This is a genomic window from Paenibacillus andongensis (assembly GCF_025369935.1).
Classification (GTDB): Bacteria; Bacillota; Bacilli; order Paenibacillales; family NBRC-103111; genus Paenibacillus_E; species Paenibacillus_E andongensis.
In genome coordinates this window covers 2,748,777-2,764,198 of the sequence record NZ_CP104467.1, presented here as the reverse complement: position 1 = coordinate 2,764,198, position 15,422 = coordinate 2,748,777, and the positions used below count along the sequence as shown (strand labels likewise).

13 protein-coding genes are annotated in these 15,422 nt (G+C 42.5%); 2 read left to right on the top strand and 11 right to left on the bottom strand.

Annotated elements, in window-relative coordinates:
* Positions 1 to 8 precede the first annotated feature (8 nt).
* From NYR53_RS12115 to NYR53_RS12095, 5 genes are all read right to left on the bottom strand, one after another.
* Positions 9 to 869 carry a carbohydrate ABC transporter permease gene (locus NYR53_RS12115; RefSeq protein WP_261305400.1) on the bottom strand — a complete coding sequence of 287 codons (861 nt, stop codon included), beginning with the start codon at positions 867 to 869 and terminating at the stop codon, positions 9 to 11.
* Positions 870 to 959: 90 nt separating this feature from the next.
* Positions 960 to 1,865 (bottom strand): carbohydrate ABC transporter permease, encoded by a 906-nt coding sequence (locus NYR53_RS12110; RefSeq protein WP_261305399.1) that lies wholly within the window; start codon positions 1,863 to 1,865, stop codon positions 960 to 962.
* Between the two features lie 100 nt (positions 1,866 to 1,965).
* The gene (locus NYR53_RS12105) at positions 1,966 to 3,411 is read right to left on the bottom strand and encodes an ABC transporter substrate-binding protein (protein ID WP_261305398.1); all 1,446 of its coding nucleotides are present in this window, start codon (positions 3,409 to 3,411) and stop codon (positions 1,966 to 1,968) included.
* A 100-nt stretch (positions 3,412 to 3,511) separates the two neighbouring features.
* On the bottom strand, positions 3,512 to 4,426 hold the full coding sequence (murQ, locus tag NYR53_RS12100; protein ID WP_261305397.1) for an N-acetylmuramic acid 6-phosphate etherase: 915 nt from the start codon (positions 4,424 to 4,426) through the stop codon (positions 3,512 to 3,514).
* A gap of 176 nt (positions 4,427 to 4,602) precedes the next feature.
* Positions 4,603 to 5,469: a MurR/RpiR family transcriptional regulator gene (locus tag NYR53_RS12095; RefSeq protein ID WP_261305396.1), complete on the bottom strand. Its 867-nt coding sequence runs from the start codon at positions 5,467 to 5,469 to the stop codon at positions 4,603 to 4,605.
* Between the two features lie 244 nt (positions 5,470 to 5,713).
* Here NYR53_RS12095 and NYR53_RS12090 point away from each other — a divergent pair, with 244 nt between their 5' ends.
* Positions 5,714 to 7,006 carry a 6-phospho-beta-glucosidase gene (locus NYR53_RS12090; RefSeq protein ID WP_261305395.1) on the top strand — a complete coding sequence of 431 codons (1,293 nt, stop codon included), beginning with the start codon at positions 5,714 to 5,716 and terminating at the stop codon, positions 7,004 to 7,006.
* A 5-nt stretch (positions 7,007 to 7,011) separates the two neighbouring features.
* Positions 7,012 to 8,022 (top strand): BadF/BadG/BcrA/BcrD ATPase family protein, encoded by a 1,011-nt coding sequence (locus NYR53_RS12085; RefSeq protein ID WP_261305394.1) that lies wholly within the window; start codon positions 7,012 to 7,014, stop codon positions 8,020 to 8,022.
* Between the two features lie 199 nt (positions 8,023 to 8,221).
* Here NYR53_RS12085 and NYR53_RS12080 read toward each other — a convergent pair whose 3' ends face one another.
* From NYR53_RS12080 to NYR53_RS12055, 6 genes are all read right to left on the bottom strand, one after another.
* Positions 8,222 to 9,427 carry an ATP-binding protein gene (locus NYR53_RS12080; RefSeq protein WP_261305393.1) on the bottom strand — a complete coding sequence of 402 codons (1,206 nt, stop codon included), beginning with the start codon at positions 9,425 to 9,427 and terminating at the stop codon, positions 8,222 to 8,224.
* Between the two features lie 165 nt (positions 9,428 to 9,592).
* On the bottom strand, positions 9,593 to 10,687 hold the full coding sequence (locus NYR53_RS12075) for a phosphodiester glycosidase family protein (protein WP_261305392.1): 1,095 nt from the start codon (positions 10,685 to 10,687) through the stop codon (positions 9,593 to 9,595).
* A 281-nt stretch (positions 10,688 to 10,968) separates the two neighbouring features.
* Positions 10,969 to 11,865 carry a GGDEF domain-containing protein gene (locus NYR53_RS12070; RefSeq protein WP_261305391.1) on the bottom strand — a complete coding sequence of 299 codons (897 nt, stop codon included), beginning with the start codon at positions 11,863 to 11,865 and terminating at the stop codon, positions 10,969 to 10,971.
* 5 nt (positions 11,866 to 11,870) lie between these two features.
* Positions 11,871 to 12,317 carry a response regulator gene (locus NYR53_RS12065; protein WP_261305390.1) on the bottom strand — a complete coding sequence of 149 codons (447 nt, stop codon included), beginning with the start codon at positions 12,315 to 12,317 and terminating at the stop codon, positions 11,871 to 11,873.
* Positions 12,314 to 14,122, bottom strand: coding sequence for a sensor histidine kinase (locus NYR53_RS12060; RefSeq protein WP_261305389.1), 1,809 nt, complete (start codon positions 14,120 to 14,122; stop codon positions 12,314 to 12,316). Before NYR53_RS12060 ends, NYR53_RS12065 begins: the two co-directional genes overlap by 4 nt.
* 13 nt (positions 14,123 to 14,135) lie before the next feature.
* Positions 14,136 to 15,422, bottom strand: coding sequence for an ABC transporter substrate-binding protein (locus NYR53_RS12055; RefSeq protein ID WP_261305388.1), 1,287 nt, complete (start codon positions 15,420 to 15,422; stop codon positions 14,136 to 14,138).

Below are 15,422 nucleotides of genomic sequence, written 5' to 3'. Positions count from 1 at the left end.
GGCTTGTATTAGCCCTTCACCGCACCTACCGTTACACCTTCTAAGAAGTACTTTTGCAAGCTGAAAAAAAGAATAAACATCGGCAGTGCAGAGATCGTAGCCCCCGCCATCATCGGCGCGATAAACGTCGTATTGGCGAAACGGAAGTTTTTGAGTCCGACTTGAATCGTCTGCATATCCATCGTATTGGTAACAAGCAGAGGCCAGAAGAATGTGTTCCAGCTATCCATAAACGTTAGAATTGCCATGACGGCAAGCACGGTTTTGGACAAAGGCAGAATGATTCTCCAATAGATCGTGAACTGGCTGCACCCTTCGATCTTGGCGCTTTCCATAATCTCGTTCGGGATGCTGCTCATAAACTGTTTAGCCAGAAAAATATTATATACCGTAACGATACCCGGCATAATTAACGCGCTGTACGTATTTTGCAGCTCAAACACATTAACAACCAGAATATACAAAGGAACTTGCGTAACTTGGTAAGGAATCATCATGGAGACAAGCAGCACCGCAAACAGCACGCCTCTCCCTTTAAAACGAAGTTTAGAAAATGCATATCCGGCCATGCTGGCAAAAATAACATTGGACACCATCACGGTAGTCGCCACGATTAGCGAGTTCAAAATCCAACGATACGAATACTCGCTATAATCAAAGAAATATTTGAAGGAAGCGAATGTAAACTTGCTTGGTAAAATGGAGTAGCTTACCGCTCCGGCCTCAACCGGATCAGCAAAGGATGAAATGACCATGAAATAGATCGGAAATATCGTCGCCAAAGCAAAAAGTAGAAGGAGTATAAAAATGATTGAATTACGAAAGGTTTTTACGCTAGGTTTTCCTGCATGATTGCTGTATAAAGCCATTTATTATCCTCCTAATATAGGGATCTTTGAGCGTAGCTCAAAGTCTCTCCGCTTAGGGATCTTTGAGCGGAGCTCAAAGCCTCTCCGCTATTAATACTCGACGTCTTTTCCTGCGTATTTGAACTGGATAACCGAAATTCCCGCGATAATAACAGCTAAAATCAACGATTGCGCTGCGGCTTTACCGAATTCAAAATAAGTAAAGGCATTATTGAAAATCAGTAGACCAACCATCGTAGTCGCATTGTTCGGACCGCCACCGGTCATGAGGTACGCGTTTTGGAACACTTGGAATGAACCAATAACACCCGTCACCAACAGGAATAGCGTCGCTGGCTTCAAAGAAGGAACAACGATGTGCCACAGCTTTTGAAAAAAGTTCGCTCCGTCCATTTCCGCTGCCTCGTAATACGTATCATCAATGCCAAGTAGACCGGCCAGATAGATGATAATACTTGTGCCATGACTGGACAACCAGGACATCAGAACCAAAGAGAACATGGCCGTTTTGCTTGAGCCGAGCCAGTTCTGATTGGTAAAGCCAAAGAAATGAATCAACTGATTCAAAATTCCGCCTTCCATTGGATCGAAGATCCAAAGCCATACGACGGATAAAGCAACACCTGAAGCAACTACAGGCAAATAATATACACCTTTGAAAAAGCCCTGCGTTTTTTTCCTAAGCGGCAGAATCAAAATAGCGATCACCATGGACAAGAACAAGTTAACAGGCACTGTCAAAATCGTATAGACAACGGTATTGCGCATGGCTTGCCAAAACAAACCGTCTTTCACCGTAGAGACATAATTGTCGAATCCAACATAAGTGGAACCAAGAGGTTTGTATTCTTGGAGACTAATGATAAACGCGCTTACGACCGGATACGCAGTGAACATCGCAAAAACAACCAGAGCGACGGCGATGAATGCATATCCCCATGCACCTTCTCCTTTAATTCCTTTTCTTTTCATCGGTTTAGCGATATTCGTTGCCATACTGTCTAACCCCCAAACCCCGTTTCAGAAAACCCGGATTAAAATAGTTCGGATAGCCGCGCAACCTGCATCACGACTATCCGAGGTTTACATCTTATGATTAATCTTTCACAACGCCGTCTGCGCCAAATGCAGCAATCGCAGCAGTTTTCACAGCTTCATACATCGCTTCAGGAGTAATTTCACCTGCAATTAGACCTTGGAACTTAGGCACGATAACTTCTGTTTCCAATTTGATCGCTTTAGCACCCAGTTCTGTCGGGATATCCGAACGAGCCGGTGTGGCATTTTTCAGCATGTAGTCAACAGCAGCGATGTTCTCAGGGCTTCTGTCAATTTTCATGCTTTCAGCCGCTTTTTTTCCACTTTGCGTAATATGTGCAGAGAACAGATCACTGTTTGTTGCAGCAGCATTTTTACCGCTAGCTAAGAAGTAAGCCGCTTTAACGACATTCGCTTTGTGCTCAGCCGTAGGCTCCTTTTTACCGCGGAATGTCATGTAACCGTCAACGACAGTAGCGAATGATGGTTTTGCACCTTGGAAAGTCGGAGCCGGCAATACCACATAATCAACCGGGATGCTGTCTTTTACAGCACTAGCGTCACTTGCTTTAAGCTTTGCGTTATTTGTTTTAGCGGAATTCTCAAACACAGCAAGACCTTTACCTGTGATCATGGTTTGGCCTGTTAGGAACATGTTCCAACGCTTGCCAGCGTCTACAGAGCTAAGCTCTTTCGGCATGGAGCCGTCATCAATCAGCTGACGAAGATCTTTGAGCAATCCTAGGTAGTTTTTGCTTGTGTACGCATATTTCAAATCTTTATTAAACGCGTGCGGCATTCCTGCATTTTTCGCCATGATACCCAAGTAGTCAACGGCAGCAACACCTTTAACAGCGAACACGAAACCGTAGCGCGTTTTGCCGTTTTCCGTTACGATGCCTTTTTTAACCGCTTGGCGGAATTCATCGTATGTCCAACCGCTCGTTTGTACTTTTTTCCAATCGATGCCGGCCTTTTCCAAGAACGCTTTGTTCCCGCCTAGAGCGTGAACTTCCATATACGCCGGGAAGCCGTAAAGTCCTTTGCCGTTCTTCATGTATTCAAGCGGAGCTTTATCATAATCGCTAATCATCTCAGGAGTTGCTGCATCCGTGATGTCCATGAGCAAACCTTGCTGCAGATATTTAGGGATGCCGTCAGAGCCTCCGAACGCAATATCCGGCGGGCTGCCTGCATTCACTTGCGTATCCAATTTCTGTTTCATATCTTCCCAGCTTGCCGGTTCGATTTTCAAAGTCAGGTTTGGATACAATGCTGTGAAGTCTTTCGACATTTGTTCGAAAGTTTTCTGGTAGTTCGGTGAAACCGGCGGCAGCAAAGCTGTGATTGTGTCTTTAGCTGTTGAGGCGCCGGCAGAAGCCGCTGGAGCAGTTGTTCCTGCTGGTGTTGTTGTTGCTTTCGTACCGGAATTGCCGCCACCACAAGCTGTTAAAGCCATAGTTAAAGCTACAACGGATGCTAATACAGGCATTCTTCTTTTCATGAAAATAGACCTCCTAATATAGGGATCTTTGAGCGTAGCTCAAAGTCTCTCCGCTTTGGGATCTTTGAGCGTAGCTCAAAGTCTCTCCTTTTTTAATATTTCACACAACTTTACTAAAAGTAAGTATGGCTGTTTTCAAGCGGCCGTCGCATTGATGCAAGGCTTGTTCTGCCTCTGCTGCACTCAGACCGGTTTTTATCATCATAATTGCTAATTTGCAATTCATGGAAGCGCTTTCTAAATGGGCAATAGCGCACTCCTCATCTACCCCTGTTGCTGCCCTAATGATGCGAACAGAACGATCATACAATTTGATATTGCTTGCCTTCATGTCTACCATGAGGTTGTTATACGTCTTTCCTAGCTTCACCATCGTACAGGTCGTCAGCATGTTAAGAACCAGCTTCTGTGCTGTCCCCGCTTTCAATCGGGTAGATCCCATAATCGCTTCCGGCCCAACTACTGGCGCAATACATACATCACAGACAGGCTCTAATTTTGAATTTTTGTTATTCACTACGCCGATCGTTGCTGCACCAATGTCCTTTGCTTTTTGCAAACTGGCAATGACGAATTGTGCGCTTCCACTGGCCGTAATTCCAATAACAGCATCCTTGTCAGTCACACCGCACCGTTCAATGAGTGCGATCCCCTCCTCCGCATTGTCTTCAAATCCTTCAACTGCAGTCCTTAGTGCCCCATCGCCACCGGCGATATGACCTTGCACCAGCATGGGGTCAATTCCAAAAGTAGGAGGACATTCAGAAGCGTCGAGTACACCGAGTCTGCCAGAAGATCCAGCTCCTACGTAGAACATTCTGCCACCGTTTTTCAGAACATGATGCAAAATATCAACCGCTTTCATAATTTGCGGTATTTCTGCTCCCACTGCAGCGGGAACCCCAGCATCCAGCTCATTCATTAAACGCAGCATTTGTTCCGTTGTACATTCATCCATAATCAGCGTTTTCTCATTAATCTCTTCCGTAGTCAACCCCGACAGATACTCATCCATAGCCATCCTCCTATCCTGTTTGTTTCAATTTCTAATTTCATACTAGCGAAAAATTTCATGATGGTCAATAGTTTTTGAAATTTTATTTCTTTTTACAATAAACATTTGATTTTTTATTTTATGTGACAACAAAAAAAAGACAACAGCTTTATCTGGCTAAAGCGTTGTCTTGTCTTTTATTTACGATGCTTGCTGCTGGCTATAATATCGTGCGTTTTAGCTAAATATTTCTTCACTTTCTTGTATTCCGCACTGGCTACGCCAGCAAAAAGAATATCAATTACCGTCAGCATGGCAATTCGCGATCCCATCGCACCGCTTCTAATGGTGACCTCTGGTGTAGAGATGCTCAAGACGATAGTTGCCTTGTCTGCTAACTCGCTTTTATTATATTTGGTAATCGCAATAATACACGCGCCATTCTTTTTGGCTATTTCTAGTGCATCGAGAATTTCCGTCGTACTTCCCGAATTCGAAATAAAAATGGCCACATCACTTTTGTCTAACAGCGTAGCCGCCGTAAGCTGGCTGTGTCCATCCGTATAGGTATGGCACATCTTGTTGATCCGCGAAAATTTCTGCTCCGCATCGATACCGACCAGACCGGAAGCACCAATTCCGAAAAAGGCAATACGGTTACTTTCACGCAGAACTTTTACAGCACGGGCTATTTCATTTTTATCGATGACACTGAGGGTGTCTTCAATAGATTTACTATTATTGCGGGAAATATTAGAGATAATGACGGATAGATCGTCCCCTGGTTGTATATCGGTGTACTGGTCCTTCTCATCATCATCCATAGATCCAATTGAAGCTGAAATACTTACAATAAAGTTTCGATAACCTTTATACCCCATCGTTTTACAGAAACGAAGAACGGATGCGTCACTTGTCTTCGTCAGCACGGCAAGATTCTTAATCGAAAGATGCGGGATTTCCTCTAAATTCTCCAAAATGTACTCGGCTACCAACTTCTCTACAGGAGTTAGGCTGTCTTTCATTTCACGAATCTTTATCAAAATATTATCGTTAATGGACATATATATTCTTTGTTCACCCTATTTTCTCTGAGCTAAAATTTTAATCTCATCATACGTTATAATTGCTCAAAAAAACAAGATTAATCTCTAAAATTGTAAACAATTTTGAATATTAAGACGAGAAATTTATTTTCAAAATCAATCTAAAAATATAAAATAAAATTACAATTTATATTGCGACGTTTCGGAAAGCGATGCTATAATAGCAGCGAGATTGAGCTGAATAGGAAGGGTGAATACATGGATGAATAATAAATTGAAAATAGCGATTATTGGATCAGGGAGCACCTACACACCAGAACTGATTGAAGGAATGATTAAGCGTAAAGATGTATTACCAATAGATGAACTAGTGCTTATGGATATTGATGCAAGAAAACTGGAGATTGTAGGAAAACTCTGTGAACGCATGATACAGTCAGCGAATATTCCATGTCGAGTGATCTTAACCGAAAACTTGGATGAAGCGCTGCAGGATGCGGATTTTGTGTTGTCACAAATTCGTGTGGGCAAGCTGCCTGCCCGTGTACTCGACGAGACCATTCCTCTCAAATACGATTTAATCGGGCAAGAAACTTGCGGAATCGGCGGTTTTTTCAAAGCCATGCGTACAATTCCCGTAATGCTTCATATTGCCGACCGTATGAAAGAACTGTGTCCGGATGCTTGGCTCATCAACTTTTCCAATCCAGCCGGAATAATTACAGAAGCACTGCTAAACCATTCCAACGTGAAAATGCTTGGTCTGTGCAATGTCCCATTCAACATGTTCAAGAGCATTCGTGAAACCTTGCAATTAGACCATGCTAGCTTCACCTATGTTGGACTTAACCATTTAAGCTGGATTACGTCTATTGAGCAAGATGGAACGGATTATGTGAAAACAGCACTAGATATGGGGCTTAACAGTGAAGCGATGAAGAATATACCTTCAAGCGGATTCAGTAAAGAGGTCGTTCAGATGGTAGGAGCGATACCTTCTTCTTATTTGGAATATTATTACTTCAAAGAGAAGAAGCTTAAATTGCTGAAAGAAAGCGAATTAACACGAGGCGAGAAATGTATGCAGATTGAGGAAGAACTGCTAAACATCTACTTGGATTCCGAGCTGCATTCAAAACCAGAACTGCTTTCTACTCGCGGCGGTGCCAATTATTCGGAAGTGGCCATCAGCTTAGTCGATGCCATATATAACGACAAACAAGAGGTTCATGTAGTCAACCTTCTTAACAACGGGGCACTAGATTTCATGGAAGACTCCGATGCCGTTGAAGTTTGTGCTGTTATTGGAAAAGATGGCGCTGCACCGATCAAAGTAAAAGATTTCAACAATCAACATATCATCGATTATATGCGTATGGTCAAAGCCTACGAACGTGAAACCGTATCTGCCGCAGTGAACGGCAGTGAAGATGCCGCCATGCGTGCCCTATTGATGAATCCATTGGTCGGTGACTACGATGCCGCGCATAACTGCTTCAATGAGTTGAAGGAAGCCCACAAGTCCTATCTCCCGCAATTTTTCGCAAAAGAGTAGTAGTTATGATCGATAAAAACTACATTATCGGTGTCGACGGCGGAAATAGTAAAACGGACTACTTTCTATTTGATATCCATGGGAACTTTGTAGACCATATTCACGCAGGGACATGCAGTCACGAGCAGTTCCCCGACGCATACTTGAGCGCATTCAGAATCATGAATGAAAATATTCAGCATCTGCTGACGCGCAATCAGTTAACCATGGATCATATTGCAGCAGGTGCCTTCGGATTAGCCGGTGCGGACATTCCATCCCAGAAGAAAAATTTATGTACAGTCATTGAGCGTATCGGTTTTACTCACTATGCCATGGACAACGACTCATTCCTGGGTGTTAAAGCTGGCAGTGAAAAGGGCTTCGGCATTTGCTCCATTAATGGATCAGGCTCTTCTACGGGCGGCATTTCTCCAAGTGGAAAGCGCCTTCAAGTAGGCGGTGTTGGCAGTGAGCTTTCCGGGGATGAGGCCGGGGGTTTTTTTCTAGCCAGAAAAACACTTCGGTCTGTCTATGACTTTTTCTACCGTATGGGGCCGGAAACCGAGATGACTGACCCCGTCATGAAGCTGCTGCAAATACCCAGGAAAGAATTGTTCATTGAATACACCTTGAACGCCATACAAAAGCGAACAAGTCCCACCACCAAGCTGGTGCAAATCCTGTTCTCCGCGGCAGATAACGGGGATTCCGCAGCTCTGAATATATTAGATAACACAGCCAAACAACTGGCTTTCTCCACGGTTGGCTGTATGCACAATCTAGATTTTGGTCAGGAAGTCGATATCATTCTGGCAGGCTCTGTTTGGGTCAAAGCAGAGAGTCCTCTGCTGCTCCAAAACTTCAAAAAACATATCGCAAACTTGACCAATCACAGCTGCAATTACATCCTACTGCAAGTCCCGCCCGCAACTGGCGCAGTCCTATGGGCACTGGAACTTGCCTATGGACATCCGGTGAACCTTGATACTCGGCTGAAAGTGATTGAGGCTGTGGAGCAACACAATAGAAACTAGAAAATGTTGAGGGAACGACGAAGCGCTATTTGGGCGAAAATGCCCGAAATCACGAGGAAGAGGAACGAGGATGCGTTATATCGCGTTTTTTTGCCTCCAGATCGTTCCAATTGGTCAAATAGCGCTTTCTCGTTCCTCTTATTTTGATTTTATGCACATAATCCCCAAAATAAAGGATCTGCGTTCCGCACTTCATGCCTCATAAAGCCTCCAACAAACGTTGCCGCTCATTCGATCCCATCGCTAAGTGAATAAGATGAGCCACCAATTTTTTCTGTTCTGGATTTAATCGGGTGAACACTCTAGGTTCTAGTTGACACATTTCCCTGATGACAGATTCCAGCTCTTCTTTTCTGGTAGTGTCTTCAGGTTCGTCATTAAAAGTAGGAAATGCCTTAGATTCCGCAAAGTCTTCAATCACATGATCTGCGAATAATCCTAAATAGGGCTTCCTTTTTTGCTTAATAAACGTGTTGATTTCTTCAAGTAAAAATTGAAATGCCTCGCTTCTTCGGCTTGCTCCAAAAGATAATTCCAATTGTCCACCGTTGTCTTCACTATCAAAATCGAAATGATCAAATCCCTTACTTTGAATATAGACACTGTGATAGAAGGAATCACCTTTATTATTAAAAGTTGTCGGCTGCTTATGCTTCTCCGCTAAATTCGAATCGAGAAAGTAAAGTTTGGAATATTCATGATTAATTCTATCTTTCCAACGAACATATTTGATGGCAAACTCCGTTTGAGTAGGCACATGAACGATTTTAAAACATTCTCTTTCGGCGATCACACACGAGTAATCTAAGGATACGCCATCTATTCTAACGTCGAAATGTTTCTCAGAATGAAGCTCCAGGAACCACCCAAATTCCTTACATAAAAAAGTCAACAAATCCTCATAAACAAAGTCTTTTATGATATTTTGAAAAGTTACCGTCGTCCCCACTTCTTCATCTGTTAGGATGTTATTCGTCACCTCATAAGTATCCAAATTTTTCGAATGAATACGAATGGTATACGTGTTTTTAAGAAGCCCGTCCACATAGGTCGTTTTCCAAGCTGCATCGGAAGCAAAATGATGGAAGGTTAATCGACCGATGCCATTCTTTCCATGCATGGCAGAAGTCGTTCTGCCTCGCTTTTCAGGATCAACTTGCTTCTCTGATTCAAAAAACGGCGTAAACTTCCGTTCTAATTCTTTCCTATTTATGCCATACCCGTTATCAGCAATAACAATTTGATCTATGCCGCCCAAAACATTCTTAGAAAGCCTAATATCTACCACAGTAGCCTCCGCATCGAATCCATTCCAAATATATTCAGATATAGCTTGCAAATAATCAAACTTACGAAGAGTTTTTTCGATACCTTTTGAGGATATTTCTATTTTGCTTTTGCCCAAAACGATCAACCCCTTCAAATGAATAATTACGCAAATAATACAAATCTATCATATGCCAAATCTATCATTCCGTATGTCGATTCGTGCTTGCTGTATGCATATGTTTTTCGACAAAAAAATGACACCTCAAAGGTGTCGATACTGCAAAATCTATTTTTTTATTATTTAAAAAGGTTTGTTAGAGGAATTGAAGTGTGTCATATCAATCCCTTCCCAGATATTACTTTGATGGACTCGTTCTGGATGATCAAAGACTAAGAATGAAGTAGGCAGATACCGCATCCCGTAGCTGCTTGATGGTCGATTAATCACTTGATTATCCTTGACTAGAACTGAGGATGAGCCTCCATCAAGGTTAGCCGCGGTTACAGCACCTTTTTCAAGCAGAATCTTCTGAACATCGTACAGCGTGGCTCCAACGGAGTACCCAGGCTGTCTGCCATCAATGACTACAAATAAGATTGTCCCATCTTTTAATTGAGCCATACTGGTACGAGGAGCAATTCCCCAACCGTCTGATTCACTTTTGATTAGGCCTTTTCCATTCACAATGAATTTGGGTTGGAATGTTACAGCATCGTTTACGCCCATCTTAATCAATTCCGACGGTTTATACCGGCCTGCCACCATGACTCCGTTTCTGTCAATTCCCACGACATTTACCGGGTCTTCCATCCCAACATCTTTGTACAAAAGTTTGCCTCCGGACATGACGATGCCCGCAGGTTTAAAGCCATTCCCATCCCAGTTAGGATCATCAAAGGCTCCGCCATTAACCCCAGCAATGGCTCCGGTCCTTTTAACCATATCCAAAATCTGCTCGCCCTGACCGACAATCGATGTCGTAACCACTCGAATCATTTTGGGATTATGCACGTATAGAATATGCCCCTTATACCCTTTTCCCTCAATTGCCTCTACTTCTACATCCTTATTGGATTTATTAGGCAAGTTGATCGCGTGATTATCTTTCACTTGCCCCATTTCATTAAACCTGTTGAGATAGTCATCTACGCGCTTATCCAATTCGCTTTGGCCAATTAAATATTTCGCAAGATCCCGATGCTGAGAAGTAATAAGCGTATCAGCAATCATGTATCGGTAAGCCGTTCCAGACGCAGTGAGATAAAACCATGCTGCAGAAGTAGCCATAACAACGAATATAAAAACAAACGGATAAAGAATCCAATTCCATCCACGCTGTTTTCTGGGTGGAAACGGCTTGTTCTCGATCATTTGCATGCTCTGTATCTGTGCCATTGAAAAAAACACCCTACTTTCTAGTATGAATCCGTGATGTTCAGCTAACCATAAAAGTGTAAAGGTTCAACCTTAAATCTAAATGAAAATGGAACATCCAATTTAAGTTAAAAATAATGAAATGATACATACAAAAAGAAACCGCATTTTGGTGAAATAGAGTTAACCACCCTACCATAACCAAAGGAGCGATTTCTTTTGGACAATCAATCTTAATCTTAATACATGCACTAACTTTTTCTGCCAATAGATTTAGAGGAAGATATTCCATGATAAGCTGATCATAGAACTTTAACTTTTCCTTTTTTATGGGTATACATGCGATGATCCGCTTGGATAATCAATTCGCCTAAGGTTACGGGCTTAGCAGGATTATAATGAAATAATCCGAGACTGATCGAAAGATGATAGATTCGGCCAGCGCTCAAATTAAAGCTATGTAACCTCTGCTGGATTTTCAAGATCATTTCCTGTTCAAATGTATCTAAGCTTGGTGAATGTCCATGCGTATCCGGTAAAATTACGGTGAACTCATCTCCCCCCATACGAGCAATAATATCAGAATCGTAGAAAACTTCTTTCAATATATTCGCCGTATCCATTAAGGCCAAGTCGCCCATATGATGACCAAAGGAATCGTTGATTTGTTTCATGCCGTCCAAATCAGCAACGATCAAATAAAAGCCATTGCCTTCCTGAGCATTCGCATTCATAACCTGCTGCCCCTGGTTAAAAAAACCTCGACGATTGTAGAGACTCGTCAACTCATCAATAATAGATAAGTTATAAAGCTCGTCCTGAAGACGATGACGTTCAATGGCATAACGCATGGAACGCATGATTACCGAACTGTTGACTTGTCCTTTAATCAAATAATCCTGAGCCCCGTGCTGTACGGCATTTATGGCAACCTCCTCATCATCAAGCCCGGTCAGTACAACGATTGGGATGGCAGGCGCTTGCTCCCGAAAGCTGATGATTGTTTCCATGCCATGACTATCCGGAAGTGAAAGATCGAGTAAAACAACGTTAAAATCATCCTTGGTTATCAGTTCAATGCCCGTTTCCAACTGATCGACCCATTTCAACGTAATATTCTGATTATCTATATCCGATAAAACTTCGCGAATCAATCGAGCATCTCCCGGATTATCTTCAATTAATAAAACCTTGATCAATAGTTCTACCTCCTAGGGAGCTTAACAAGTGTAAGCCAAAAATTTTCAATTGATCTTACGACTGTTAAAAACTGCTCTAGGTTGACAGGCTTGGTGATATAACAATTCGCATGCAGATCATAAGCTCTTAAGATGTCTTGCTCTGCTTCGGAAGTCGTTAAAATAATGACTGGAATATACTTCAGCAGCGGATCTTTTTTAATTTCGGCAAGAACTTCGGTGCCATTGATTTTGGGAAGATTTAAATCTAATAAGATAATGTCCGGCACAATCGCATCCTGGTAGCTGCCTTCGCGCTTGAGATATGCCAAAGCCTCCTCCCCATCTTCAACCACGCTCAAATTATTGTTTATTTTCCCTTCCTTCAGCACTTCAACAATCAAACGAATATCTCCGGGATTATCTTCTACTAAAAGAATTTCTACATTCTGACTGAGCTTATTATCGATCATGTAATCTGTTCTCCTTTGTCTGGCAGCGTGAAGTAAAAGGTTGTCGAATGACCCACTTCTGAATCAACCCATATTTTCCCGCCATGACGTTCTACAATTTTTTTGCAAATGGACAACCCTATGCCAGTACCCTGGTATTTTGTTTTATTATGGAGCCTTTGAAAAATGAGGAAAATGCGATCCCGATACTTCGGATCAAAACCAATTCCATTATCATGAACGGAAAATAACCACTCATTCCCCTGCCGTTTAACCCCGATATGAATGATGGGCGCGCGGTTGGCATCGCGAAACTTAATGGCATTACCAACTAAATTTTGCAATAATTGCACCATTTGTGTAGGATCAGCCAGCAATGTAGGCAAAGGATCATGCGTGACCAGCGCGTCACATTCTTGAATCGCATGTTGTAGATTCGTAGACACATGCTGCAGCACCTCTTCAAAATCAACAGACTTAGGCTCCTTCCCCTTCGTACCCACTCTGGAAAAAGCCAATAAATCGTTGATCAAATTCTGCATACGCTGCGCACCATCAACGGCGTAATGAATAAAATCATCCGCGTCCTGATCTAATTGACCTTGGTATCGTTTTGCTAGCAGCTGCACATAACTGGCTACCATCCGTAAAGGCTCCTGTAAATCGTGTGAAGCGACATAAGCAAATTGCTCTAATTCCGCATTGGAACCAGCCAAATCTTCCTTTTGCCGCTTAAGCTCAAGCTCATTGTCTTGAATATTTTGCGACATTTGATTAAATGCCTCACATAACTGCAGCAGCTCGACGGGAGCTGACTTCAAACTGCTGTAATCGATTTTATAATGATAATCGCCTTGCTTCAGTCGTTGAACCCCTTTCAATAAATGCTGAACGGGATGTTCAATATGATACGATATCCGCAGCATCAAGATAAACCCTAATGTAAGCACGATACAAATGATGATCATCATAACAATTAATTGCCGATTAAAGGTTCGATACACTTCATCTCGCTCAATTTCGTTAACAGCGATCCATTTTCCGTTATTCACTAACTGGTAAGTCCCGAAAACTCGCTTGCCGCGGTAGCTCTCATACGTCGAGGTTGCTTGTGTTCCTTGTTTCGATCGTTCGAGAATATCGCTGTTTAATTGAAATTCCAGACGTTTCCAATTTCCCTTGAACCGCGATTCAGTGACTAGATAGCCGTTTCGGTCAATCAAATACGATTCACCACTGTCTCCATTACGAAATTGCTCCATGAGTTTATCAATCGTCTTTAACGTAACCGTTCCATAGATAACACCCGCAAGTTGCTTCTTTTTATTCATCACAGGAGCAGAAAATAAAATCATCGGTTGATTGGTGACCTTGCCGAGCATCACATCAGATATATATTCACGACCTTTGGAGGCCTCTTCCAAATAGGTTCGTTCGGTAAAATAAGCGCCAATTTGGTTCATTGTGCTAAATTCAACAATACCCTCTTTATTTGCAAAAGAGACCGCTTCGAACTCCTGTTGATGTGACGCAAAAAAGGTAAGGTTATTTTGAATACCATCCGCATCCAGCTCTACGGTCGATTGTAAATTAGCTAGATTGCGGATTTCAGAAGCTCTTGCAGCTACCCAACTATCTATGGCTGTTTGCTGAATCGCACTGTCTTTTCTCATCGAATTAATCTGATTGCTTTCCGTTTGGCGATACTCTAAAAAGGAATAAGATGAAATGGTAAGCAGTCCAACCATAAGCACTAACGAAATTCCAAAAAATCGCAATCGTGCTTTTAAGCTGTGAAGCCGAAGTAATCGCAATATGAGGTTCATGGGTCCTTCACCATCAATCCAGAATAAGGGTCGCCTTATCCTTTATATAATTCACATCGGCTTCTTTCAATTCATTTTGAAGCTCTTTCCCTGACAAAATATGATTTAACGCCGCATTTATGGCGTCATTCGCTGAATTGGTAAACAAATGTCCCGGGTTGATCGATGTTGGATAAAGCTGCAACGCTTTCTGCACATCTTTCATCGCCGGATTGGAGTACTCAGCAATCACATCTTTAAAAGCAGATAAGGCAAAGTTCTTGCTATAAATCGCCAACATGTCTTTATCCAGCAGAAGGGACATTAAATATTTGGCTTTTACTGGGTATAATGTTTTCGCATTAATCGACACCTGCTTGTCCGGCGCTGCTGCCATTACCGTTTTTCCATTCTGATCTGGAAGAGCGAAAAAACCCATTTTGAAATCAGCCGTCTTACTATCTACAACCCCAGGAGTCCAACTGCCCATTAACTGCATAGCGCCTTTTCCGTCAATAAATTGCTGCGTCGATTCATCATAACCGATTTGTGAAGCATCCGGATTAAAAAAACCATTGTGCGCGAGATCGGCAAATTTCTGCATCGCGTTGTTGACCTCAGGACCGTCAATTTTCACTTTGCCCGCATATAAATCCAATTCAAAATTAGGGTTTTGGAGAAACTCTGATGTTGCGGCAATAGGCAAGTACACGCCCTGAATCGTCCAAACATCTTTAAATCCGCCTATGATCGGCGATATCCCAGCCTGCTTGATCTTGGCGCTCAACGTAATAAATTCATCCCACGTTTTCGGCGTCTGCAATTGCATACGATCAAAAATTGCTTTATTGTAATACACGCCAAAGGTACTTACATCAAGAGCTGCTCCATAGGTTTTCCCTTTGTAGGCAACCGTTTGCTTCGCAGACTCAATCATTCGCTGGGTCCAAGGCTGATCCGATAAATCCAGCAGATAACCCGCTTTGGCGTAATCCTTGATCTTCTGATTGAATAGGATATCAGCGGCTTGGCCTGACTTTAACTGGTTATCTGTCACTTCGGCAAAAGTTTTCTCATCCAATTTATCCCATTTGATTGAACCGTTCGGATATTTCGCTTTAAACTTCTTTTCAACCGCTTCAAAGTATCCGTTTTTATCTTGAGCCCAATAGGATACGCGCAGCGTAAACGCCTCGTCGGTTCGATCTTCCTGGTTTGGAGCTTGTCCATTCGAAGGAACCGGTTGCTGCGCTGTATTACTGCACCCTGCCGTAGTCATTATAAAGGACAAGGCCGTCAGACCAATGATCCATTTACGCAT